This window comes from Rhizorhabdus histidinilytica (assembly GCF_900167915.1).
Lineage (GTDB): Bacteria > Pseudomonadota > Alphaproteobacteria > Sphingomonadales > Sphingomonadaceae > Rhizorhabdus > Rhizorhabdus histidinilytica.
The window spans coordinates 267,033-290,927 of the sequence record NZ_FUYM01000004.1 but is presented as its reverse complement, the minus strand read 5'-3'; the positions used below and the strand labels follow the sequence as shown (position 1 = coordinate 290,927).

23 protein-coding genes are annotated in these 23,895 nt (G+C 66.8%); 12 read left to right on the top strand and 11 right to left on the bottom strand.

Translation table 11 applies throughout. The annotated features are described in order from the left end of the window. Positions 1-16: 16 nt before the first annotated feature. Complete coding sequence (gene pip / locus B5X82_RS10840) at positions 17-976, top strand: prolyl aminopeptidase (protein ID WP_079648170.1); 960 nt, start codon at positions 17-19, stop codon at positions 974-976. A 2-nt stretch (positions 977-978) separates the two neighbouring features. Continuing rightward, on the top strand, positions 979-2,403 hold the full coding sequence (locus B5X82_RS10835; RefSeq protein ID WP_079648169.1) for an amino acid permease: 1,425 nt from the start codon (positions 979-981) through the stop codon (positions 2,401-2,403). 18 nt (positions 2,404-2,421) lie between these two features. Here B5X82_RS10835 and B5X82_RS10830 read toward each other — a convergent pair whose 3' ends face one another. Then, the gene (locus B5X82_RS10830; RefSeq protein WP_079648168.1) at positions 2,422-2,787 is read right to left on the bottom strand and encodes a PilZ domain-containing protein; all 366 of its coding nucleotides are present in this window, start codon (positions 2,785-2,787) and stop codon (positions 2,422-2,424) included. A 160-nt stretch (positions 2,788-2,947) separates the two neighbouring features. Then, positions 2,948-3,457, bottom strand: a complete 510-nt coding sequence (locus B5X82_RS10825) for a PilZ domain-containing protein (protein ID WP_079648167.1) — start codon at positions 3,455-3,457, stop codon at positions 2,948-2,950. 253 nt (positions 3,458-3,710) lie between these two features. Between B5X82_RS10825 and B5X82_RS10820 the strand changes: the two genes are divergently transcribed. Together B5X82_RS10820 and B5X82_RS26780 are read left to right on the top strand one after the other, a co-directional pair. Continuing rightward, the gene (locus tag B5X82_RS10820) at positions 3,711-5,384 is read left to right on the top strand and encodes an MFS transporter (RefSeq protein WP_079648166.1); all 1,674 of its coding nucleotides are present in this window, start codon (positions 3,711-3,713) and stop codon (positions 5,382-5,384) included. A 107-nt stretch (positions 5,385-5,491) separates the two neighbouring features. Further along, positions 5,492-5,722 (top strand): hypothetical protein, encoded by a 231-nt coding sequence (locus tag B5X82_RS26780; protein WP_176152529.1) that lies wholly within the window; start codon positions 5,492-5,494, stop codon positions 5,720-5,722. 179 nt (positions 5,723-5,901) lie between these two features. Here B5X82_RS26780 and B5X82_RS10810 read toward each other — a convergent pair whose 3' ends face one another. Genes B5X82_RS10810 through B5X82_RS10795 form a run of 4 tightly spaced genes read right to left on the bottom strand, consistent with a single transcriptional unit; the run spans position 5,902 to position 8,393 of the window. Then, complete coding sequence (locus B5X82_RS10810; protein ID WP_079648164.1) at positions 5,902-6,537, bottom strand: ATP-binding cassette domain-containing protein; 636 nt, start codon at positions 6,535-6,537, stop codon at positions 5,902-5,904. Then, entirely contained in the window at positions 6,534-7,199 is a 666-nt protein-coding gene (gene modB, locus B5X82_RS10805) for a molybdate ABC transporter permease subunit (protein WP_079648163.1), read from the bottom strand. Before modB ends, B5X82_RS10810 begins: the two co-directional genes overlap by 4 nt. 3 nt (positions 7,200-7,202) lie before the next feature. Further along, the gene (gene modA / locus B5X82_RS10800) at positions 7,203-7,955 is read right to left on the bottom strand and encodes a molybdate ABC transporter substrate-binding protein (RefSeq protein ID WP_079648162.1); all 753 of its coding nucleotides are present in this window, start codon (positions 7,953-7,955) and stop codon (positions 7,203-7,205) included. Positions 7,956-8,015: 60 nt separating this feature from the next. After that, positions 8,016-8,393: a winged helix-turn-helix domain-containing protein gene (locus B5X82_RS10795; RefSeq protein WP_079648161.1), complete on the bottom strand. Its 378-nt coding sequence runs from the start codon at positions 8,391-8,393 to the stop codon at positions 8,016-8,018. Positions 8,394-8,523: 130 nt separating this feature from the next. On the opposite strand from B5X82_RS10795, the gene epsC reads away from it, so the two are divergent. From epsC to B5X82_RS10775, 4 genes are all read left to right on the top strand, one after another. Beyond that, positions 8,524-9,498, top strand: coding sequence for a serine O-acetyltransferase EpsC (epsC, locus tag B5X82_RS10790; RefSeq protein WP_079648160.1), 975 nt, complete (start codon positions 8,524-8,526; stop codon positions 9,496-9,498). Then, positions 9,485-10,096, top strand: a complete 612-nt coding sequence (locus B5X82_RS10785) for an RBBP9/YdeN family alpha/beta hydrolase (protein WP_223811384.1) — start codon at positions 9,485-9,487, stop codon at positions 10,094-10,096. Before epsC ends, B5X82_RS10785 begins: the two co-directional genes overlap by 14 nt. Before the next feature lie 696 nt (positions 10,097-10,792). Continuing rightward, complete coding sequence (locus tag B5X82_RS26370) at positions 10,793-11,278, top strand: hypothetical protein (protein WP_125724851.1); 486 nt, start codon at positions 10,793-10,795, stop codon at positions 11,276-11,278. A gap of 117 nt (positions 11,279-11,395) precedes the next feature. Continuing rightward, a complete protein-coding gene (locus B5X82_RS10775) occupies positions 11,396-12,799 on the top strand; it encodes an alanine/glycine:cation symporter family protein (RefSeq protein ID WP_079648157.1) in 1,404 nt (467 codons plus the stop codon). Here B5X82_RS10775 and B5X82_RS10770 read toward each other — a convergent pair. Beyond that, on the bottom strand, positions 12,793-14,598 hold the full coding sequence (locus B5X82_RS10770; protein ID WP_079648156.1) for a gamma-glutamyltransferase family protein: 1,806 nt from the start codon (positions 14,596-14,598) through the stop codon (positions 12,793-12,795). The genes B5X82_RS10775 and B5X82_RS10770 overlap by 7 nt on opposite strands. A gap of 135 nt (positions 14,599-14,733) precedes the next feature. On the opposite strand from B5X82_RS10770, the gene B5X82_RS10765 reads away from it, so the two are divergent. After that, entirely contained in the window at positions 14,734-14,976 is a 243-nt protein-coding gene (locus B5X82_RS10765; protein WP_079648155.1) for a hypothetical protein, read from the top strand. Positions 14,977-14,988: 12 nt separating this feature from the next. On the opposite strand, the gene B5X82_RS10760 is transcribed toward B5X82_RS10765, so the two are convergent. Both B5X82_RS10760 and B5X82_RS10755 read right to left on the bottom strand, forming a co-directional pair. After that, positions 14,989-15,255: an SEL1-like repeat protein gene (locus tag B5X82_RS10760; protein WP_079648390.1), complete on the bottom strand. Its 267-nt coding sequence runs from the start codon at positions 15,253-15,255 to the stop codon at positions 14,989-14,991. Between the two features lie 166 nt (positions 15,256-15,421). Beyond that, positions 15,422-16,312, bottom strand: coding sequence for an iron-containing redox enzyme family protein (locus tag B5X82_RS10755; protein WP_079648154.1), 891 nt, complete (start codon positions 16,310-16,312; stop codon positions 15,422-15,424). Between the two features lie 187 nt (positions 16,313-16,499). Here B5X82_RS10755 and B5X82_RS10750 point away from each other — a divergent pair, with 187 nt between their 5' ends. Further along, positions 16,500-16,949, top strand: coding sequence for a DUF3617 domain-containing protein (locus tag B5X82_RS10750; protein WP_079648153.1), 450 nt, complete (start codon positions 16,500-16,502; stop codon positions 16,947-16,949). Positions 16,950-16,952: 3 nt separating this feature from the next. On the opposite strand, the gene B5X82_RS10745 is transcribed toward B5X82_RS10750, so the two are convergent. Then, positions 16,953-18,668 carry an ATP-binding protein gene (locus B5X82_RS10745; protein ID WP_079648152.1) on the bottom strand — a complete coding sequence of 572 codons (1,716 nt, stop codon included), beginning with the start codon at positions 18,666-18,668 and terminating at the stop codon, positions 16,953-16,955. 173 nt (positions 18,669-18,841) lie between these two features. Between B5X82_RS10745 and B5X82_RS10740 the strand changes: the two genes are divergently transcribed. Further along, positions 18,842-19,336 carry an NUDIX domain-containing protein gene (locus B5X82_RS10740; protein WP_079648151.1) on the top strand — a complete coding sequence of 165 codons (495 nt, stop codon included), beginning with the start codon at positions 18,842-18,844 and terminating at the stop codon, positions 19,334-19,336. Here B5X82_RS10740 and B5X82_RS10735 read toward each other — a convergent pair. Continuing rightward, positions 19,302-21,194, bottom strand: coding sequence for a hybrid sensor histidine kinase/response regulator (locus tag B5X82_RS10735; RefSeq protein WP_079648150.1), 1,893 nt, complete (start codon positions 21,192-21,194; stop codon positions 19,302-19,304). The two genes, B5X82_RS10740 and B5X82_RS10735, sit on opposite strands and share 35 nt — an antisense overlap. Before the next feature lie 184 nt (positions 21,195-21,378). Here B5X82_RS10735 and B5X82_RS10730 point away from each other — a divergent pair, with 184 nt between their 5' ends. After that, entirely contained in the window at positions 21,379-23,754 is a 2,376-nt protein-coding gene (locus B5X82_RS10730; RefSeq protein WP_079648149.1) for an HAD family hydrolase, read from the top strand. The last annotated feature ends 141 nt before the right edge of the window (positions 23,755-23,895 follow it).

The window sequence follows — 23,895 nt, the reverse complement described above, 5'->3', positions numbered from 1 at the left end:
CCGCTAGTTTGCAACCATGTCAGCACTGTCGACCCAGCTATATCCGCCGATCGAGCCCTATGCGAGCGGGATGCTCGACGTCGGGGACGGGCACAGCATCTATTATGAACGGGTGGGGACCCCGGGCGCGAAGCCAGCGGTGTTCCTGCACGGCGGGCCGGGTGCTGGCTGCTCGCCCGACCATCGGCGGTTGTTCGATCCGGCGCGCTACGACCTGCTGCTGTTCGACCAGCGTGGCTGTGGGCGATCGGCGCCGCATGCCGAGCTTGACGCGAACACCACCTGGCATCTCGTCGCGGATATCGAGCGGCTGCGGGCGATGGCCGGCGTCGAGGCGTGGCTGGTGTTCGGGGGAAGCTGGGGATCGACGCTGGCGCTCGCCTATGCAGAGACGCATCCCGAGCGGGTCAGCGAGCTGGTCCTACGCGGCGTCTACACGGCGACGCGGGCCGAGATCCAATGGTATTACCAGTGGGGCGTGTCGCAGATGTTCCCCGACAAGTGGGAGCGCTTCGTCGCGCCGATCCCCGAGGGCGAGCGCGGCGACATGGTCGCGGCCTATAATCGCCGGCTGACCGGCACTGATCCCGCCGCGCAGATCGAGGCGGCGAAGGCGTGGAGCCTGTGGGAGGGCGAGACGATCACGCTGCTGCCGAGCGCTGCGCTGACCGACCAGCATGGCGACGACCATTTCGCGATCGCCTTCGCGCGGATCGAGAACCATTATTTCTTCCACGATTGCTGGCTGGAGCCGGACCAGTTGCTGCGCGATGCCGGGCGGCTGCGCGACATCCCCGGCGTGATCGTCCATGGCCGCTACGACATGCCCTGTCCGCTCCATTATGCCTGGGCCTTGCACAAGGCCTGGCCCGAGGCGGATTTCCACCTGGTCGAGGGGGCCGGCCATGCCTATTCGGAGCCGGGCATATTGGAACAGCTGATAAAGGCGACCGATCGCTTCGCAGGGAGAGGATAGGAATGACGGGGTTCATGCGGCGCAAGCCGATCAACGGGGCGGAACGACATGGCGACCGGCTGCCGCCGACATTGTCCTGGCCGCACCTGATGGCGCTCGGTGTGGGAGCGATCGTCGGGACCGGAATCCTGACGCTGATCGGCGTAGGCGCCGATCGTGCCGGCCCCTCCGTACTGCTCTCCTTCGCGATCGCGGGGGCGGTCTGCGCCTGCGCGGCGCTGGCTTATGCCGAGCTGGCGGCGATGATGCCGGCGGCAGGCAGTGCCTATAGTTACGCCTATTCGGCGCTCGGCGAGATCATCGCCTGGGTGGTCGGATGGAGCCTGATCCTTGAATATTCGCTGGTCGTCTCAACGGTCGCGGTAGGCTGGTCAGGCTACGCCTCGCCCTTGCTGGCCGGATTTGGTTTTCCCGTCGAGTTGACCCAGGGGCCGGAGCTGGGTGGGTTGGTCAATCTTCCCGCGATCTTCATCATCGCGGTGGTGACCGGCCTGCTGTTGCTCGGCACGCGCGAGAGCGCGCGGGTCAACACCGTGCTGGTGATCGTAAAGATCGCGACGCTGTCGCTGTTCGTCGCGGTCGCGCTGCCGCATTTCGAGGCTGCGCATCTCAGCCCGTTCATGCCCTATGGTTTCGGTTCGACCCCGGGGCCCGACGGCGTCCAGCGCGGCGTGATGGCGGCGGCGGCGATCATCTTCTTCGCCTTCTACGGCTTCGACGCGATCTCGACGGCGGCCGAGGAGACCAAGCGGCCCGAGCGCGATCTGGCGATCGGTATCGTCGGGTCGATGCTGGTCTGTACGCTGATCTACGTGCTGGTCGCCGCCGCGGCGATCGGCGCCGTCCCCTTCGCTGGCTTCGCCGACAGCCCCGAGCCGCTGGCGCTGATCCTGCGCGAACTGGGCCGGCCAGGCGTCGCGCACGTCGTTGCGACCGCGGCCGTGATCGCGCTGCCGACGGTGCTGCTCGCCTTTCTTTATGGCCAGAGCCGGATTTTCCTGGCGATGGCACGCGACGGCTTCCTGCCGGGTTCGCTGGCGGCGATCTCCAAGCGTGGAACGCCGGCGCGGATCACGACGGCGACTGCGATCCTGGTCGCGATCCTGGCCGGGCTGCTGCCGATCGGAGAGATCGCCGCACTCGCCAATGCCGGCACATTGATCGCCTTCATGGCGGTAGGGGCCTGCCTGATCGTGCTGCGCCGTAGCCGGCCGGACCTGCGGCGGCCCTTCCGGGCGCCGGCCGCGCTGGCAGTCGGCCTGGGCGCGGTGCTTGGCTGCCTCTACCTGTTCACCAGCCTGCCGGCCAAGACGCTGCTCTGGTGTCTGGGTTGGAACGTCGTCGGGCTGCTCATCTACCTAGGCTATGCGCGTCACCACAGCCGACTGGCGAAGGCGGGGCAGGGCGCGGAAGGCCGCGTCGGCTGATATGGAGGCCCAGGCCCGTCAGGCGGCGACGGGCCCTTGGGCGACGATAGGCGTCTGCGCGGAGAGGGCGCGGCGGCCTTCCTTCAGCAATATCTCATATTTGGCGGTCGGCAGGCCTGAATCGAAGGCAAGGCCAAAGCGGTTGCCCCTGATCCACGCCGTCCGCGCCAGCAACTCGACCCCGCGGCAGACGACCCAGACGATCTCCCCGTCGCGCGGCGGGTCGGCCGCATGTGCCAGTGCGCCATGGCGGGACAGGTCGAGCAGATGGATCGGGCAGGGCTGGCCCGACACCAGCATCTTTGCCGTCAGGAATACGCGACTACGTTCGTTCCGGCGCAGGTCAGGCCGCCGTTTCAAGCCAAGGGCAGACGCTATCGACATGGGTACGCAATCCTCACACGCCGGCCTGAACGTCGGGCTGGCATGGAACGGATTAGATGCCGACGGCATATGAAGGCTTAGGGGAATTGGTGAATGCGGCGCTAAGCCTGATCACAAGATCGCCCATGCTCATCCGATGGTCGAATATGGCGGCGGCCGATCAATAGGCGATCATGAAACCGATCGCGACGAGCAGCGCCAGTACCAGCAGCCCCGCCGGCAAGAGCCATGGCTTCGATCCCGACGGATCTTCACCATCCTCTCCATCCTCGTCCCCCGCGGTACCGGAGAGTGCCGGAAGCTGGGCGATGTCGGCGCCTAGCGACGGGAACTCCAGCGCCAGCCGTTCGCTGCTCGCGGCAGCCAGACGCAACTCGTCGAAGCTCAGCGGCTCGATGAAGCGGCAGCCGGCGCGATTTTCGGCGATCCAGATGACCTCGGCCTCGCGCCAGCCGACGAGCGGGACCTCGAGCAGGATCTGTGCGCCGGGCACGAGATGGCCGGCCCCCGCCGCCATCAGCCCTTGTTGCGAGATGTCGGTCAGCATGACGCCATCGATCTCTTCGCCATCTGCCGCGCCCTCGAGGGTCAGCCGCAGGCGCGACTGGTGGCGGATGGCAAAGCGGAACGCCCGGCGACGTTCGGAGGATTCCACGGCAAAACTGGTCATCAACGGTCCGCTATTCGGTCAAGCAAAAGCGATTCCCCCGGACCGCTTTCGTCATCGAAGATGCTCATGCCCCACCTTTGGAACGACCCGGGGGTTATCCTATACGTAAAACCACGTAGGATGCGGATTTGATGGTGTTTTTTATCAATGACGCCGCCTTCCTGGGCCGGATGGGGGGCCGCGCCGACCCGGCGGCGGAAGCCGGGTAGCGAAACAGGTTGGCACAAGCAGGCCGCTCCTGCATTGGAACAGCATGGCATCCGACCTGCAATCGGCCCCGCGATCGCGACCGGCATCTCCGTTCGGCGTTCCCATTTTCCGGGCCATCTGGATCGCTTCGCTGGTATCCAATTTCGGCGCGATGATTCAGTCGGTCGGCGCCGCCTGGATGATGACGTCGCTGACCCCATCCCCGAAGATGGTCGCGCTGGTCCAGGCGTCGACGGTGCTGCCGTTCATGCTGCTGGCGCTGTGGGCCGGGGCGGTCGCAGACAATCTCGACCGCCGCAAGGTGATGCTGGCGGCGCAGAGCTTCATGTTGTGCGTCTCGGCGGCGCTGGCGCTGTTCGCCTGGCAGGGCTGGCTGACGCCACGGCTGCTGCTGAGCTTCACCTTCCTGATCGGCTGCGGGACGACGGTGAGCGGTCCGGCATGGCAGGCTTCGGTCGGCGATATCGTCTCGCGCGAGCAACTGCCGAACGCCGTCGCGCTGAACTCGATGGGGTTCAACACCGCGCGGACCGCCGGGCCGGCGGTCGGCGGCGCGGTCGTGGCGGCCGCGGGGGCTGCGGCGGCGTTCCTGGCCAATACCCTGTCCTATATCGGGCTGATCGTCGTGCTGCTGCGCTGGCGGCGACCGCAGGCGCCCAGGCTGCTGCCGCGCGAAGGCCTGTTCATGGCGATGGGGGCGGGGCTGCGCTATGTCTCGATGTCGCCCAATTTGCGGCTGGTCGTCAGCCGCTCCATGGCGTTCGGTCTCGCGGCCAATGCGGTCTCGGCGCTGATGCCGCTGGTCGCCCGCGATCTGGTGAAGGGCGGGGCGCTGACCTACGGCCTGCTGCTGGGCGCGTTCGGCGTCGGCGCGGTGCTCGGCGGCCTCTCCTCGGGGCCGGCACGGGACCGGCTGTCGACCGAGCAGATCGTCCGGATGTCCACGCTGATGCTGGCGGCCGGCACCGCGATCACCGCGGTCAGCCCCTTCTTCCTGCTGACGATCGTCGCGCTGATGCTGGCGGGCTTCAGTTGGGTGCTGGCCTTGTCGACCTTCAACATCAGCGTCCAGCTCGCCTCGCCGCGCTGGGTCGTCGCGCGCGCCCTGTCGGTCTACCAGATGGCGGCGTTCGGCGGCATGGCGATCGGCGCCTGGGTGCTGGGTATGATCGCCGACAGCCATGGCGTCGCCGCCGGCCTGCTGGTCAGCGCAGCCTTCCTGGCGGGCACCGTCCTGATCGGCTTCGCGATGCCATTGCCACAGGTCGACGACCTCAACCTGACGCCGCTCAAGCAATGGCAGGAGCCGGAGGTGGCGGTCCCGCTCGAACCGCGCAGCGGTCCGGTGGTGGTGACGATCGAATATCGGATCGAGCCGCACAACATCGTCGCCTTCCTCACCGCGATGACCGAGCGGCGCCGGATCCGCCGGCGGGACGGCGCGCACGGCTGGACGCTGCTGCGCGACCTCAACGAGCCCGAGCTGTGGGTCGAACGCTACCATGTCGCGACCTGGCACGATTATATCCGGCACAATCAGCGCCGCACCCATGCGGATGCCGAGAACAGCGCCGAACTGCACCAGCTCCAGAAGGAGGGGGTGCCGCTGCGCGTCCACCGGATGATCGAGCGGCAGACGGGATCGCTGCCGAGTGCCCGCCGGCACGAACCAGTAACCGTCGACGCACAGATGAACGATCCGACACGCTCGGCGTAGCGGAGAACTGCAAAATATTGTAAAATCGACGATCGCGTAACGATCTGTTCATGTCGAACGGTTCAAGGCGCCTTTATTGTGAGTAACTTAGCGTCGAGAGAAACAACGTGTCCAGTTCGGGAAGCGCAGACCAGTTGCGGCGGGAAGCCGCCAAGGCGCGAAAGCTTGCAGACAATGCTTTCGGCGAGGCGGACAAGCAGCGCCTGCTCGATGTCGCGGCCAGCCTCGATCGCGAGGCGGCGGCGATGGAGACGGCGCTGACGGTGCGAGCCGCCAAGGCATCGGCCAGCCTTTCCGCCCGCACCACTCGATCTATCACGGCCAGCCGACTGGATTGAGCGCGATTCCCTTCGGGGCATTTGAAAAAAAAGCTTCCAATGTAGGGAAATCTCGTCGCCGACGCGATCGTCCTGTTCTGCCTGGCGCGCTTCGGCGAATTGCGTTGGCCGTGGGTTCTGGCGATCATTCTCGTTGGCCCGCCCCTCGTCTTCGGTTTTCTCATGGTACGCTGATCCGATCAGGACAGAATCACCCGGCCATCCCGCAGCCTGATCGTGCGGGCGGCGAGGCGGGCGGCTTCGGCGTGGTCGTGGGTGACGTGGAAGACGGGGATGGCGATCTCCGCCAGCAGCTCGTCCAGCCAGTCGAGCAGGTCGGCGCGCGCATCGGTGTCGAGCGCGGATAGCGGCTCGTCGAGCAGCAGCAGGCGCGGCTGGCCGAGCAAGGCGCGGGCGATGCCGGCGCGCTGGGCCTCGCCGCCCGAGAGCGAGGCGGGGCGGCGGTCGAGCAGTGGTGCGATGCCGGCGCGGGCGACGACGACGTGGCGGGCGAAGCGGCCGGGACCGGCGCGGCGCTCGGCATAAGCGAGGTTGGCGGCGACAGAGAGATGAGGCAGCAGCCCGGCGCCTTGGAAGACATAGCCGACCCGGCGCCGCTCGGGCGGCAGGAAGGTGGTGCTGTCCTGCCAGACCTCGCCGTCGACGATGATCGTGCCGGCGATCCGATCGAGCCCGGCGAGCGCGCGCAGGACGCTGGTCTTGCCCGAGCCTGAAGGGCCCAGCAGCGCGGTGACCCCGGAGGAGGGGACCTCGAACATCGCTTGCAGCGCGAAGGCGCCGCCGAGCTTTCCGTCGAGCGCGACCGCGATCGTCATGGCCGGGGCGTCCCGATACGGCGATCGATCAGCAGCAGGGCGAGCAGCGCGGCGAAGGAGAAGAGGACGAGGACGGCGGCGATGCGATGCGCCTCGCTGAACCGGAGGCTTTCGACAAGCTGGTAGATACGGGTCGACAACACCTCGGTCTTTCCGGGGATGTTGCCGCCGATCATCAGCACCACGCCGAACTCGCCGACCGTATGCGCGAAGACGAGGATCGCCGCCGAGAGGAAGCCGCGGCGGGCAAGTGGCAGGGCGACGGTGAAGAAACGATCGAGCGACCCGGCCCCCATCGTCGCGGCGATTTCCAGCGGGCGATCCCCGATCGCTTCGAAGGCGGTGCGCAGCGGCTGGATCGCGAAGGGCAGCGAATAGAAGAGCGAGCCGATGACGAGGCCGGTGAAGGTAAAGGCGAGGGTGCGGATGCCGAACGGTTCGAGCAGCGCCATCAGCGGGCTGGCCGGGCCGAGCGCGATCAGCACGTAGAAGCCGATCACCGTTGGCGGCAGGACGAGCGGCAGGGCGGTGATCGCGCCGACCACTTCCTTCCACCAGCAGCGCGAGCGGGCCAGCCACCAGGCGAGCGGGGTGGCGATGATCAGCAGCAGAATGGTGGTGACGAGCGCCAGTTCGGCGGTCGTCGCGAGGACGAGGCCCATCAGCTATCGGACCGCATAGCCGTAGCGCCGGATGATCGCGAGCGCCGTGCGGCCCTTGAGGAAGGCGAGGAAGGCGCGGGCGGCGGGGTTCTTCTCGCCAGTCCTGAGCAGCACGGCCTGCTGCTCGATCGGGGCGTGGAAGCCGGCGGGGACGATCCAGCGCGATCCGCCCCGCACCGCCACGACCTGGCTGAGCGCGACGAAGCCGAGCTGGGCTGCGCCGGTCGAGGTGAACTGATAGGCCTGCGCGATCGAGCTGCCGGTGACGATCTTCGGCTTGAGCGCGGCCTCGACGCCGAGCCGGCGCATCGTCTCGACCGCGGCGAGGCCATAGGGCGCGGTGGCCGGCTCGGCGATCGCGATCCTGTCGAACCCGCCCCGCTTCAGCACGGCGCCGCCCGGGTCGACGAGGCCGGGCGTCGCTGAATAGAGCACGAGCCGACCCACCGCATAGGTGAAGCGGGTGCCGGGTACCGCGAGACCCTCCTGCTCGGCCCTGGCCGGACGATCGGCATCGGCGGAGAGGAAGACCTCGAACGGGGCGCCATGGCTGATCTGGGTGTAGAATCCGCCCGACGCGCCGAAGGCGAGCAGCGCCTTGTGCCCGGTGGCCTTTTCGAAGGCGGCGGCGATCGCCTTGGCCGGCTCGGTGAAATTGGCGGCGACGGCGACCTGCGTCTCGGCAGCGAGCAGCGGAGCGGAGAAGGCAGCGCCCAGCAGGGCCAGCCAGCGAAAGGCCAGGACGATGACAGGCATGGGACCACCTCCGCGCGATCGTCGCGACATGCTATATCCCGCAATATATGGCAAGCGCCGTCAGGCCGTCGGCAAGGGATGCTCGCGCAGCAGGGTGGTCAGGGCCTTGAACTCGCTGCTGTCGGCCGCCGCCAGCAGCGTGGTTTCGAGCGCGCGATAGGCGGTGAGCACCTGGTGGCCGAACGGCGTGACCCGCGCGCCGCTGCCCTGTCCGCCGCCCGGTGTCGTCTCGACCAGCCGTTCCGCCCAGCAGCGGTTCATGCTGTCGACGAGCAGCCAGGTGCGCCGGTAGCTCATCCCCAGCGCGCGGCCGGCGGCCGAGATCGACCCCTCGCGGTCGATCGCGTCGAGCAGATCGGCCTTGCCCGGACCGATGGCGGGTTCGTCTCCGCAGAAGATCTGCGGCTTGAGCTTGAGGGGACCGAGCCGGGGAACCATGGCCCTGCTTAGCAGGCCGTTCCAGCTTCCTGAAGTTCCGATATATTTTCTATCAATTTGATAGAGAAAAATTGCTTTCGTTTGACCGCGTGGGGACTAAGCCCGCGTCATGCTTTCGAAAGAGGGGACAATGAGCGACGCCCATGACGAGCCGATCGAGGCGCCCGCGGGTCACTATTGGGATATCGACCTGATCGCGGCGGAGCTTCGCGACGCGCGCGAGGACTGGCGCAACGCGCACAAGCGCCACGCCGAGCATGGCGCCGCCGGCTTCCCGTCGCGCCATGTGATCGACAAGATCATGATCGCGCTGTGCGGGGCGCTGTTCCCGCTGCGGCTGGGGCCGAGCTTCGTCCGCCAGCACAATGAGGAGGCGTTCGTCGCGGAGACGCTGCAGACCGCGCTGAGCCGGCTCTACGGCCAGATCCGGCTCGAGCTCGGCTATTCGGTGGGGGCCGCCGATCCGCATCTCGTCGATGGCGAGGCGGGGCGGATCATCGGCCATTTCGCGCGGGAGCTGCCGCGCTTGCGGCGGCTGATCGACACCGACGTCGAGGCTGCCTATGCCGGCGATCCGGCGGCGCGCAGCGTCGACGAGGTGCTGATCTGCTACCCCTGCGTGCTGGCGATCGTCCATCATCGGCTGGCGCATCTGCTGCACGGGCTGGGCGCGCCGCTGGTGGCGCGGATCATCTCCGAGATCGCCAATTCGCGCACCGGGATCGACATCCATCCGGGCGCGTCGATCGGCGAAGCCTTCTTCATCGACCATGGCACCGGCGTGGTGATCGGCGAGACCGCGATCATCGGCCGGCGGGTGCGGCTCTACCAGGCGGTGACGCTGGGCGCGCGGAGCTTCCCGGCCGATGCCGACGGGGCGCTGCGCCGCGGCCTCGCGCGGCATCCGATCGTCGAAGACGACGTGGTGATCTATGCCGGGGCGACGATCCTGGGCCGGGTGACGATCGGTGCGGGATCGACGATCGGCGGCAATGTCTGGCTGACGACCAGCGTGCCGCCGGGCAGCGTGATCAGCCAGGCGCGCGCGCATCGCGACGGGATCGCGGAACTGCTCCGGCTCACGGGAGACGATGATGGCGCATGAAGGGCCGCTCTGCCTGATCGTTCCCGGCCTCGACAATTCGGGGCCCGACCATTGGCAGACGCTGTGGGAGGAGAAGCGCGACGATTGCCGCCGCGTCGATCTCGGCTGCTGGTCGGAGCCCGATCGGCGCATCTGGACCGAGCGGCTCGACGCCGCGCTGGCGATGACCGACGGGCCGCTGGTGCTGGTGGCGCACAGCCTGGGATGCCTGACGATCGCCTGGTGGGCGCTCGGCGCCCCGCACGAGCGGCTGGCGCGAATCCGCGGCGCGCTGCTGGTGGCGCCGCCCGACGTCGACGCGGCCGACGCGCACCCCTTCGTCCGCCGCTTCGCGCCGGCGCCGGCCGCGGCCCTGCCTTTCCCGTCGATCCTCGTCGCCAGCCGCGACGATCGCTATGCGGCGTTCGACCGGCTGGAGGCGCTGGCGCGGACCTGGGGGAGCCGCTTCGTCGATGCCGGCCATGCCGGGCACATCAACGCCCGGTCGGGGCTTGGCGACTGGCCGGACGGCGAGGTGCTGCTGGAGGAACTGATCGAGGGGAATGCGCCGTTTCGGACCAGTCCTCCGGCGCACCGGCCGAAAGGGCTTGCAAAGTAGGATTTCATTTGTTCTCTCTATGTTCTATTGTGGAACATCGAGAGTCGAATGGCCAAAGATCCGAACTATGACCGCTACAAGGGCATCGTCACCCTGCCCAACCCATGGGGACCTCCGCCCCGGCCGTACCGGGTCGATGAGGACGGGAGGATCATCTATCGGGATCAGGAACGACCTCATGCGACTGAACGAGAGGGGCAGGGAGCTATTGTTGGAGGAGCGGCGCGGTCGGCGCAATTGCTCGACAAAAACGCTCGTGTGCGGGAGAAATATGTAGCCGATGTCGCAAAGCTGAACAGGTTTGACAATGCGGGTCGCGCAGCGTTGAAGGAGTACTGGCGCGAACCTACGCCCCGAGAAATCCGAGCGTTGGTGAAGGCAATCAGGCCGAGCACTGCTGCCCGCGAGGGTTCTTATGGGGACCTAATGTCACCAATCCGAAAGTCAACAAGGCTGCTCGCATCATGGGCCGGGTCGGCAGGGGAGCGGGTTTGGCGGGAACTGGTTTTGCCGCTGCGGATATCGCGACGGCAGAGAATCTATGGAGGGCTGGGGTTGCGAATGTCGGGGCAGTGATCGGCGGAGTGGCGGGTGGGGCCGGCGGAGCCCTTGCCGGCGGTTTCACAGGGCTGGGGGCACCCGTCGCTATACCCGTCCTGGGCGTGGCGGGAGCGATCGGTGGAGGGGAGGTCGGTTATGAGATTGGTGAAGAGCTGTACGATTTTCTTCATCGATATTTTCGGTAGATTCCGAAAACTTCTCGATCCTCCTCCCTATATCATATCCTGGGATGATACCGGTATCACGCTGCAGGAGATGATCTTCTATTATTATCGACGGAAAGGCTTCATATCGTGGGAAGCGATCACGGCCATCTCCAGCCAGAAAGTCGATAAGTGGACTTATGAAGAAAATTATCTCATATTCGCAGATGAGAGTAAAAAATGTCTTTCGATCGGAGAACTGGATAAGGGATTTCGTGATTGCGAGAAGGAGGTTCTTCGGAGATATACTGATATTGATGAGCATTGGATGGCGGAACTGGAGATTAATCCAGCCGGCATGACCTTTCCTTTATGGCCGCGCATGAAATCAGCACCGAAACCTCGACGAAAAATGACGAGGAAGCCCCGATATGCCGGACGGCGGGCGATGATATCGCCGATATCGACCGGTATCTGAGTTCAGCTAAATGCGCTCGTTCGGGGTGGTCAGCGCATTGGGGAGTGATGCTTCCGGCGGAGCGCCGCGGAAAGCGGGGCGGATGACATCGGTTCCGCACTCGTTCATCCTCTCGTGATGGAAAGCTTCAATCACATCGTCGACGTGCTGACCGGCGCGGTGTTCTTCAAGGTGCCGCTGTTCGGCGTCGAGATCGAGCTGATCGTGCTCTACCTCGCCGTGCCGATGCTGTTCTTCACGATCTGGCTCGGCTTCCCCAACATAGGTTGCGTCGGCCATGCCCTGCGCGTCCTCCGCAACCAGCCGCGCGCGGGCGAGGCGAAGGGCGACGTCAGCCAGTTCGCGGCGCTGACCACGGCGCTGGCGGGGACGATCGGGCTGGGCAACATCGCCGGGGTCGCGGTCGCGCTGACGATGGGCGGCCCTGGCGCGATTCTGTGGATGTTCGTGATCGGCTGGTTCGCGATGACCGTGAAGATGGCCGAGGTGACGCTGGGCCTGAAATATCGCGTCACCGATGCGCGCGGCCATGTCCATGGCGGGCCGATGTACGTGCTGAAGGCGGTACTGGCGCGCAAGGGGCTGCCGAGGCTGGGGATCGCGCTTGGCGGTTTCTATGCCTTCTTCGCGCTGTTCGGGGCGATCCCGATGGTGCAGGTCAACCAGAGCTTCGCGCAGGTCAGCGTGGTGACGGGGATCAGCAACGGCTGGGCCTATGGCATCGGCCTCGCCTTCGCGGTGGCGCTGGTGACGCTGGGCGGGGCGCATTGGCTGGGCGAGGTGTCCAAGCGGCTGACCCCGCTCAAGGTTGCGGTCTATCTGGCCGGGGTGACGGCGATCCTGATCCTGCATGCGGGCGAGGTGCCGGCGGCGCTGGCGCGGATCTGGCACGGCGCCTGGGGCTTCGACGCGGCAGCGGGCGGGGCGATCGGCGCCTTCGTGGCGGGAATGCGGCGCGCGGTGTTCGCAAGCGAGGCCGGGGTCGGATCGGCGGTGATGGCGCACAGCCTCGCCCGTACCGAGGAGCCGGTGTCGGAAGGAATGGTCGCGCTGCTCGAACCGCTGCTGGGAACGATGATCGTCTGCGCAGTGGGCGGGCTGGCGCTGGTCGTCGCGGGCACCTGGAACGATCCGGGATTGCAGGGGATCGAGATCACCAGCGCGGCCTTCGCGCATGTCTCGGGCTGGTTCCCCTGGCTGCTGGCGATCGTCGTCGTACTGTTCGCCTATTCGACGCTGGTAGCCTGGGGCTTCTACGGCCTGCAGGCCTGGGGCTATCTGTTCGGACATGGGCCGAAGGCGCAGTGGAGCTACAAGCTCCTCTACGTCGTAGCGCTGCCGCCGGCCGCGGTGATCGACCTGGGGCGGGTGATCGACATCATCGACAGCAGCTTCTTCCTGATGGCGGTGCCGAACGTCATCGCGCTCTACCTATGCGCGGGCGAACTGCGGCGCGATGTCCGGGACTATCGGGCGAGGGCGCGCCGCGGGGATGTCGCACCCGGGAGCGGCGCTCAGTAGGCGAGGGCGCAGCCGTCGGCGCGCATCTCCGACGCGGCGGCATAGACGCGGTCCGGGCCGTCCGTCCGCCTCTCGATGCACTCGTAGCGGCCGAAGCCGCCGTCGGAAGCGCCGATCGTCCAGCCCATCGCGGCGAGCGCGGTGCGGGTCTTTTCGGGGACGCCGCTTTCGAGGCGGAGCAGGCCGGTGACGGGAAGATCGGGCGCGTCCTCGCCCATCGCCTGCGACGAGCCCTCATGGTGCCAGCGCGGGCTATCGCCCGCCGCCTGGATCTCCAGGCCATAGTCGCGGCGGTTGACGACGATCTGGACCTGCCCCTGCGGCTGCATGTCGCCGCCCATCACGCCGAAGCTCATCCAGGGCTGGTCGCCGATCGTCGCGAAGCCGGGGATGATCGTCTGGAACGGGCGCTTGCCGGGGGCGTAGATGTTCGGATGACCGTCCCGCAGCGCGAAAAGCTGGCCGCGATCCTGGAACATGAAGCCGAGGCCGTCGGCGACGAGACCCGATCCCATGCCGCGGAAGTTTGACTGGATCATCGACACCATCATCCCATCCTTGTCGGCACAGGTGAAATAGGTGGTGTCGCCCTGCGACGGCGCCTGCCCGGGGCGGATGCCGCGCATGATGCCGTTGGGGTTGATCAACCGGGCGCGCTGCGCGGCGTAGTCCTTCGAGATCAGCCAGTCGACCGGCACCTTCGCGGCATGCGGATCGGCATAGTAGCGGGCACGGTCCTCATAGGCGAGGCGCTTGGCCTCGACCTGGAGGTGGATCGAGAGCGGGGACTGGAAGCCGGCGGCTTCGAGATCGAAATGCTCGAGGATGTTGAGCATCTGCAGAGTGGCGATGCCCTGCGTGTTGGCGCCGAGCGCATGGACGCCGACGCCGCGATAATCGGTCTTGCAGGGCGTGATCCATTCGCCCCTATGCGCGGCGAGGTCCTCGCGCCGCAGCCAGCCGCCGATGCGGCGGAAATAGGCGTCGATCGTCTTCGCGATCTCCCCTTCGTAGAAGGCGTCGCGGCCGCCCTGCGCGATTATCCGATAGGTGCGGGCGAGATCGGGATTGCGGAAGACGCCGCCGGCCTTCGGGCCTTCGCCGCCGATCGCATAGGTGCGCAACGCGTTGTCGATCTCCTCGATCCCCGCGCCGGGCTTCCTGAAGTTCACGAGGGCGCGGCGGATATAATAAGCGATGATGTCGGGCACCGGCGCGCCGCGCTCGGCGAGGTCGATCGCGGGTTCGAACAGCTCGGCCCATTTGAGCTTGCCGTAGCGCGCATGGAGCATGCCCCAGGCGTCGACGGTGCCGGGGACCGACACGGTGATCGCGCCGAGCGGCGGCAGGGCCCCGTTCTTCGCGCGCGAGCGGACCGTTTCGAGATCGAGACCGCGCGGCGAGGCGCCCGATCCGGCGAGGCCCATGACCGCTCCGACCTTCGGGTCCCAGAGCATCGCATAGCAATCGCCGCCGATGCCGCAGGAGGTGGGTTCGAGAAAGCCGAGGCAGGCGTTGATCGTGATCGCCGCGTCGACCGCCGAGCCGCCCTTCCGCAGGATCTCTATCCCGGCCAGCGTGGCGAGCGGGTGGGCGGTGCCGGCGGCACCCGACAGGCCATAGGCCGCCGTCCGCGAGGCGAAGCTGGCGCCGACCGGACGGTCGCCGCCGCGCAGGTCGGGCCGTTCGAAACGATCGGCGCCGGCGGTCCAGCGGGCGGGAGGGACGGTGGCTTCGGCGAAGGCGGGGGCGGCGATCGCAGCGGCGGGGAGGGTGGCAAGGAAGGTCCGACGGTTCATGGTCGCTGTCCTGTGTGGAGGCGTCGACGGGATGAACCGGTTTCTATCGGCGCCCTGTTCGATTGGGAAGCGGCGGGCCAGGCGCTTGATGGCATGCCCCGATTCCCCTTACCATCGCGGCGAGGAGAGACGATCATGCAGAATATGGGTGACGGGAGCTGCCCGTTCGAGTTCAATTTCGACCCCGCGACCTTCAAGGCGGGCGATGTGGTGAGCTATCGCGTCACCGGAAGCCTGGAAGGATTTCCGTTCGTCGGCACGCTGGTCGAGGTGCATGAGGACCATGTCGTCCTGCTGTCGGAGCCCGACAATCCCGAAAGCCGGGTCCGCGGCACCCGCGAAAGCCGTCCCGTCGTAGCCGAAGCCGACGTGATCTAGGGGTTTCGTTCGTCAGTGGAGGGCGCGGTCGGCGAGCCAGGTGCGGGCCTGGCGCTGGGCCTCGGCGACTTCGCGTGACGACATCTGGCCAGCGATGTCCGCGCGGCAGTGCTGCGCCTCTGGCGACCCCGCCAGTGCGGCGAGGTTGAACCATTTGTGGGCGGTGACGAGGTCCACTGGATAGCCGTTCGAACCTGTCGAATAAGCGAAACCGAGATCAAGCAGCGCGTCGCTGTCATTGGCGCACAGCAGGATGGCACCGGCAAGAGAGCTTCCCATGATCTTCAACTCCTTTCATCGCGGAGATTGAAGACCAGACGCCAAAGAAATGGTTAACGACCGATTAGACCTTGGTCGAACGTGCCGAAGAACGGGTGGTCTGCAAGATTGGCCCTCAATATCGGCGCAAGCGTTTCCAGCGGATGTCCTGCGGTTTATGTGTCGCCTACCAGAGACGAGCGCGATAGGCATCGAAGCAACGCTCGCCGCAGCGTAGACGAATGAGAGCGCCTTCGGCGATGGCGGTCGCCCGGCGGGGATCATCGGTGACGAGCGGGTGAAGTGCCTCCCTGTTCCAGTCGGCGCTATGCTTGACGTCGAGCACGGCGTGGAGATCGAAATAGCGGCGTTCCCGGTCGGAAAGGCCGATCCGCCGCAGTCCCTTCGCCACCTGCGCCGATCGCCCCGGTGCCGTGAGCTCGATGACGCCGAGCGCACCGACCGAATGCCAGGCATAGTCGCGATGGGTGGCCATCGCCGTCATCGCATTGGCGAGGGCGAGGCTCTGCCAGAGGGTGGTCTCGATCCGGGGCGCAACGGCGAGCGTCTCGACCAGCGCATCGAGCATCGGGCCGTGCATGCCGGCGCGATTGCCGCGCCCCATCTCGTCCCAATAGTTGCGGGCGAGTTCGAGCTTGGCGGATACCGGCAGCTTGACCTGGGTATAGGCGACGAGGTCGTCGAACCCGGCCTCACCAGCGGCTTCCTGCTCGAAGAACCAGCGAAGCTCGTCGCGAGTGGCGTGTTCGGCCAGCCAGGGAAAGAGCGGATCGCCCTGACCGGGACCGGTCTGTTTCAGATCCTCGAACCAGGCCACGAAGGCGTCGGGATGGGTGGGCGCCGCCGCCGCGTCAGCCGATACCTCGTCGCGAAGCTCTTCGAGAAAGGCGCGTTCGAGCCGCTGCATGCGCATGTCATCGTCGAAGCGCCGGTCTTCCCGATCGGGAAGGCGCGGCTGCAACCGCCGGCGGTTCCAGTGCGCCAGCGCTCTTTGAAAGTCGTCGGCAAGGAATTGCGAACGCCGGTCCATGGCGTCGCATCGATAATGGGTGGCCATCTTTGATCCTGAAAATCAATGTCTTGATCTGTTCGGAAGAACGACCGGACGGGTGCGGCGGTTCCGACTGATCTGGATCAAGATGTGGGGGGCGGGTGCTGGATACGCCCTTTCAGTGCCGCGGGGGAGTGGCTTTCCAACGCCTTCGCATTGGAGCAGATTGCCGCCGGGGGCAGGGGAGAATCATATGCGACGTTCATATTGCATCGCTTTCGCCTGTACCGCCGCCCTGTCCGCTGCGGCGCATGCGCAGGTTCAGCCGGGCCAGTGGGAATCCACCGTCACCGTCCAGTCGATCGACATGCCCGGGGCGCCGCCGCAGGTGGCTGCGATGATGAAGGGCAAGACGACGCGGCAGACCTATTGCATCACGCCCGAACAGGCGGCGAAGGGGCCGCAGGAGATGCTCAAGCAGAACCCATCGTGTCGCTTCACCAAATATTCGATGACGGGCGGCGTGATCTCGACCGCGATGACCTGTTCGCAAAATGGCGGGACGATGACCGCCCAGGCGAACGGCAAATATAGCCCGACGTCGTTCAACGTCACGTCGACCGCTGTAATGAGCGGCAGGATGAACATGCGGATGACGTCGGCAAGCAGCGGCCGGCGGCTGGGGCCCTGCACGGGCAAATAGGGTTCAGGCTGCCGCCAGCTCCCGCGCCGCGGCGATTCCGGCGCTGAGATATTTGTGGCGGAAGGGCTTGGCCAGCCGGGGAATGTCGGGGGCAAGAAGATCGATCCCCTGATAGCCCGACATGATCAGCACGGCGAGCGCTGGACGGGTGGCGCGGAGGTGCAACGCCAGCTCGGCTCCGGTCATGCCGGGCATGATGTGGTCGGTGATGACCACGACGGGATCGAGACCATGGTCGAGCAGGTCGAGCCCTTCGCGCTCGTTCGAGGCCTGGACCACGTCATAGCCGAGTGAGCCAAGCATCTCCGCCGTAGCCGAACGAACGCGCGGTTCGTCGTCAATGACCAGGACGAGACCACCCTCCTTCCCGACAAGGCGCGGCGCTTCGCGGGGCGGCGGCGCTTTCGCCGCCCCCGTCGCGACGGGGAGCCAAATGCCGATCGTCGTGCCGAGGCCTGGTGCGCTGTCGATCCGCAGCGTGCCGCCCAGCTGTCCGGCAAGGCCGTGCGCCATGGAGAGGCCGAGACCGGTGCCGTGGCCGGCCTCCTTGGTGCTGAAGAAGGGTTCGGTCGCCCGGGCGCGGGTGGCCTCGTCCATGCCCCGGCCGCTGTCAGTGACCGCGATGCGCACATAGTCGCCCTCCGCAAGGTCCGATGGGCGGCCGGCTGCCGGCGCGCGCCGCGCGGATATCGAGAGGACACCGCCATCGGGCATCGCGTCGCGCGCGTTCACCGCGAGGTTGAGGAGCGCCATTTCGAGCTGGTGGCGATCGCCGCGGACGGCGGGCAACTCCGCCTCGATGTCTATCGTCAGCGCCACACGCACCCCGAGCGACGTGATCAGCAGGTCGCGCATGCTCTCGATCAGGACGCGCAAGTCGACCGGGCTGGGCGCCAGCGGCTGGCGGCGGGCGAAGGCGAGCAGGCGATCGACCAGCAGACGCGCCCGATCGGCGGCGTCCATCGCCACGCGCACCGTGCGGAGCACCCGTTCGTCGAGCGGCATGCCCGAAAGAATAAGGTCAAGGCTGCCGACGATCGGGGTCAGCAGATTATTGAAATCATGGGCGACATTGCCGGTGAGTTGGCCGATCGTCTCCATCTTCTGCGACTGACGGATCATGTCGCGCGCCTGTTCCAGCTCGGCGGTGCGATCGGCGACCCGCGCATCGAGCGCGCGATTCAATGCGCCGAGCGCATCGAGCAGCCGCGCATTTTCCAGTGCGGTCGTCGCCGCCCGGCCGAGCGTGTGCAGCAGGGTCACCGCGGTCTCGTCGGGTTGGCGCGCCTCTGCCCAATAGGCGCCCATCGCAGCGACGGGATCGGGCGTGCCGATCGGCATCATCGCCATGCTGCGCACGAAGGTCACCGCATAAGCGGCGTGCGGGACGCGCGGATCGGCCATCACGTCGGGAATGACGATCGGCTGCCGATCGCGCATGGCCATGCCGGAAATGCAGGTTTCGGCCGGGAAGCGCTGGCCCGACCAGAGCGGCGCCATCGCGTCCTCCGCCACATAATGGCACAGGTCGCCGTCGCGGAGAACGATGGCGATCCCATCCGCGCCGGCGATGCCGCGTGCCGATCCGCGGAGGATAGAGGTGATCTCCTCAAGGGTCCGCGCGCCGCCGAGCCGTTCGATCGCCGAGGCAAGGAGGGACCAGCGCCCGGCGAGACAATCGCCCGCACTGCTATCGTCATCGACCCCGGACGACCGCATCACCGAACCCCCAACGCAACACGCACGGCGGCCTTAGCATATTTCGCGCAACGCTGGGAATTCCATCCGATACTCCGACGTAACGATTTTGCCGCCGCTGGGGAGCGGCTTCCGTCCATGTTGACGTGGCATCGCACGGACGGGATGATCGTGGTCCATTCCGGGGATATGAGATGGCGCAAAGGAGTGCCGGCCTGCTGATATTACGCCGATGCGGCGGAGCGATCGAGGTTCTGCTCGTCCATCCTGGCGGACCCTATTGGCGTAACAAGAATGCGGGTGCCTGGCAGATTCCCAAGGGCCTGATCGAGCCTGGCGAGGATGCCGCGTCGGCGGCGCGGCGCGAGGCGGAGGAGGAGCTGGGCATGGCGATCGCGGGCGAATTGGTGCCGCTCGGCGAGATCCGCCAGGCGGGCGGGAAGATCGTCGAGGCCTTCGCGGTCGAGGCCGATCTCGACCCGGCGGCGGTACGCAGCAACAGCTTCGAGATGGAATGGCCGCCGCGGACCGGACGGATGCAGAGCTTTCCCGAGATCGACGCGGCGCGATGGTTCGCTATCGAAGAGGCGCGCGGCATGATGCTCGCCAGCCAAGGAGAGCTGCTCGAACGCCTGTCGGACGCCGTGGCGAAGCTCAGTCCGCCAGCGCCAGCGAGATCGCCGCAGTGAGCGACTCAGCGCCATAGGGCTTCTGGACGATGTGGAAACCGGCTGCCTCGCCGCCCGCGACCTCGCGGCTGTAGCCGGTGGCGAGCAGGATGCGCTGGTCAGGCGCCGACTTGCGCAGCTGGCGAGCCAGGTCGAGGCCGCTCATGCCCGGCATGACGATATCGGAGAAGACCAGATCGAAATGATGTTGCCCGATGAGGTGGAGTGCGGCCTCGGCGCTCTCGACGTCGGTGACGTCCGCACGCAGTTCACGCAGCATCGAACGCGCAAACTGGCGGACATTGTCGTTGTCCTCGACCAGAAGGACGTCGAGCCTTTCCCAATTTGCGATCGCCGAGCGCACTGCTGCCCGATTGTCGGGCCGCTTGTCGGTCCGCGGCAGGATGAGGCTGACGGTGGTTCCGAGGCCGGGTTGTGACTCGATCTCGGCGCGGCCGCCGGTCTGGGCAGCGAAGCCGTGGATTTGGCTGAGACCGAGCCCGGTGCCCTTGCCGACCGGCTTCGTCGTGAAGAACGGTTCGAACACCCGTTCCAGTATCTCCGCCGGAATCCCCTGACCGTTGTCGATGATGGCAATGCAGACGGCATTCTCCTCGACGAGGTTGCGGGCGGAGATGGTGAGCGTGCCGCCGTCCTGCATGGCGTCGCGGGCGTTGAACGCCGCATTGAGGAGCGCCGTCTCCAGCTCCGCGGCGTCGGCCTCGATCGACCATAGATCAGGCGCGAGATCGAGTCGTACGTCGATATGGCTGCCGAGCGTGCGGGCCAGCACCTCACCGAAGGCGTCGAGACGGCTGCCCGGGTCGAGAACCTCAGGCTTCAACGACTGACGCCGACCGAAGGCGAGCAGCTTGGAGGTGAGCGCGGTCGCCTTATCGGCGGTTTCGGTGATTGCGCGGACGTAGCGTCGCCTCTTCTCGGGGGCGAGGTCCTCCTTCTGGAGCAGCTCGGCCGAGCCGCGGATCACCGTCATCAGATTGTTGAAGTCGTGCGCGATTCCGCCGGTCAATTCGCCGAGCGCCTGCATCTTCTGCGACTGGAATACGGCTGCACGCGCCTGTTCCAGCTCCTCCTGCGCGCGGCGTTTCTCCGAGATATCGCGGGTGATCTTGGCAAAACCGATGAGTGTCCCATCCTCATCGCGGATCGGATCGATAACGACATGCGCCCAGAAGCGCGAGCCGTCCTTCCGAACGCGCTCGGCCTCGCGTTCGTAGCGACCCTCGCGCAATGCGGTTTCGAGCGCCAGCGCCGGCTCGCCGCGGATGCGATCCTCCTCCGTGTAGAAGCGCGAGAAATGCGTGCCCAGGATCTCGTCCGCGCGATAGCCCTTGATCGCCTGCGCGCCTGTATTCCAATTGGTGACCCGCCCTTCGAGGTCGAGCATGTAGATCGCATAGTCCTTCACGCTCTGGACAAGCTTGCCGAAACGCTGCTCGGCGGCGAAGAGCGCGCGGTCGGTTGCGCGCCGTTCGGTAATGTCGCGGATGATCTTGGCGAAGCCGAGCAGTTCGCCATCCTCGGTCAGGATGGGATCGATGACGACATGGACCCAGATGATGCTCCCGTCCTTGCGGATGCGTTCGCCCTCGCCTTCGAAACGGCCCTCCTCGAATGCGGTGCGGAGCATGGTCTGGGGAACGCCGGCGGCGCGGTCCTCGGGGGTGAAGAAGCGGGAGAAATGCTCGCCGATCACCTCTTCGGCCTCATAGCCCTTGAAACGCCGGGCACCGACGTTCCACGTCAGGATGTGGCCCAACGGATCGAGCATGTAGATGGCGTAATCGCTGACGGCGTTGACGAGGAGTTGATAGCGTTGCTCGGTCGCCTGCACGTCGAAATTCGATAAATCCTTCATTTGACTCCGCAGGCCCCCTCCAGGGCACGGCGGCCCTGAGGACGATCAACCCCCGCAGATCGGATGTTGTTCCACCCGCAATGTATTTTCCTCTGCACAAGGCACTTCGACGTCACACCGTTCATGGTTAACGCGATGTTAGGACCGCTCGGCGATAGGAGACCGTCTACCGCCGGATGGAAGAATGATGAAGATCAGCGTCACTGCGCAGCAAATCCCCAACCTGCTGGACAGAGCGCCCGCGGGCGTGAACGTCCTGTCGCTCGACTGTTTCGACACCTTGCTCTGGCGCAATGTCCAGGCGCCGTCCGACGTCTTCGCCGATCTGGGCCTGGAAGGTGGGGCGATCGATCCGCGCGTGCTCGCGGAGCGCCAGGCGCGCAAGGGGCAGGCGCTGCTCACCGGGCGGAACGAGGTCTCTATCGAGGCGATCCACGCGCGATTGGCACCCGGCGGTGATGCGGCGGCGATCGCCGCGTCTGTCCAGCGCGAGATCGACGCCGAAGCGCGGCACTGCTTCGGTTTCGCGCCGGTGGTGGCGCTGATCCGCGCGGCCAAGGCCAAGGGGCTGACGGTGGCGGTGGTCAGCGACACCTATTTCAGCGCCGCGCAGCTCCGGACCTTGATCGAGCGAGCGGCGGGAACCGAGGTCGCGGCGGCGATCGACCGGATATTCACTTCGTCCGACCATGGCATCAGCAAGCCCGAAGGCCTGTTCGCGCCGGTGATCGCCGCGCTGGGTGTCGCTCCCGGGGCGGTGCTGCACCTTGGCGACAATATCCATGCCGACCAGGAGGCGCCGGCCGCGCTGGGCATCGCCACCGCCCATTTCGTCCAGTTCGACGCCCGCACCGAGACGCGGCTGCGTCACGAGGCGCTGGCGGCCGTGATCCTCGATCCGGCTACGCGACAGACGGTTCCGGCATTGCAGCCGCATCGTCCGCTGCTGTCGTTGCGCGTCGAACAGGAGCCCGATTTCGTGCTGGGCCACGACGTGATCGGGCCGCTGCTGCACGGCTTCGTTCAATGGGTGCGCGACGAGGCCGAGGCGCTCGCACACGGCCAGGACCGTCCGGTTCGGACACTGTTCCTGATGCGCGACGGCTATCTGCCGATGAAGCTGTTCGACACGCTCGATGCCGGCTTGCCGATCGGCGACATCTCGATCAGCCGGCTGACGGCGGGCCGGGCCGGCCTGGTCGACGAGGCGGCGGTACGGGCGATGATCGAGCGCGATGCCGGCAAGCATCGCTTCGACGTGCTGGCCGGCCTGCTGCTGCTCCGGCCGGAGGAGGCGCGGGCGCTGGTGGGGCCGAAGGGTGACGTGTTCGATCTGGAGCGGGCGGCCTGCACGAGCGAGGTCGCGGCGAAGGTCGTCCGCCGGTCGGCGCGCAACGCCGAGCGGCTGATCGCGCATGTTCGCCGCGCCGGCGTGCAGGACGGCGACCTGCTGATGATCGTCGACCTGGGCTATCATGGCAGCGTGCAGGACCGGATCGCGCCGGTGCTGAAGGCAAGGATGAACGTCGAGACTGCCGGGCGCTACATGCTGTTGCGCGAGAACAGGGTGAGCGGGCTCGACAAGAAGGGCTGGTTCGACAAGCGCCATTATGGGCGCGAGACGCTGGCGGCGCTGGGATCGTCGATCGCGGTGATCGAGCAGATCTGCACCCAGTCCAAAGGGTCGGTGGTCGACTATCATCCCAACGGCAAGCCGATCCACGAGACAGCGGGCGAAAAGGGCGGGCAGAGCGCCACTCGCGACCGCATCCAGGCGGGCGCGATCGCCTATGGCCGGGCAGCCACCGCGGCGGGCCGGACGGCCGCGTCCGACGACGAGGATTGCCGGCGGCGGATGGCGGCGGCGGTGCTGGCGCGGCTGATGTACCTGCCGTCGGCCGAGGAAGTGGCCGTGATCGGCGACTTCACCCATGACGCCAATATGGGATCGTCGAGCCATCTGAGGATGCTCGACGGCGCGCGGGCGACGCGCGGGCTGCGGCGGCGCGGGCTCCATTATGTGCAGAGCACGGCGCGGATGTTCCTGCCCGGCGAGTTGCAGGACCAGGGCCTGGCGCTCAACCTTGCGCTGTTCGGGATCGTGCGCAGCGGGCTCGACGTGCGCGAAGGCGACTTCCAGGCGGGCGGGACGCCGGTGCCGGTCATCCTGGCCAACGCCCGCGAGGATTGCCTGGTCGAGATCGACGCCTATCCGACCCATGACGGCTATTGCCGCCTGACCGTGCCGGCGCGCGGCGACCTGACCGTCGCGGTGCTGCTCGGCGGCCTGTACGAGGCGGTGCAGATCGAGGACGTCAGCTTCCAGCCGATCGACCCGATCGGCGCCGAGCCCGGTCCCAGCGACCGGCCCGACATCGATGCGCCTTATGTCCGCGAAGGGCTGGAGCCGATCGCCGGCGACCTGTTTCGCTGCACGCCCAACGCGGCGCTGCTGATCCCGCCGCTGCCGGCGGCGGGCGAGGGCGACTACAAGCTGTGCGTCGCCTTCCGGCCGGTGGTGCGGCGCGATGCCGCCAGCGAGGCGCGCCAGGCGGCGTGATGGTCTGTATATTCCATTTTTGTTCTTGACATTCCCGTAAAAGGACGATAGACGGAAATCCAGAGTGGGAGAGCTGCGCGGGCGGCCTCCCACTCTTTCCATTTCAGGACCTTCTCGTTCCGGAGCGGCCGGACGCGCGTG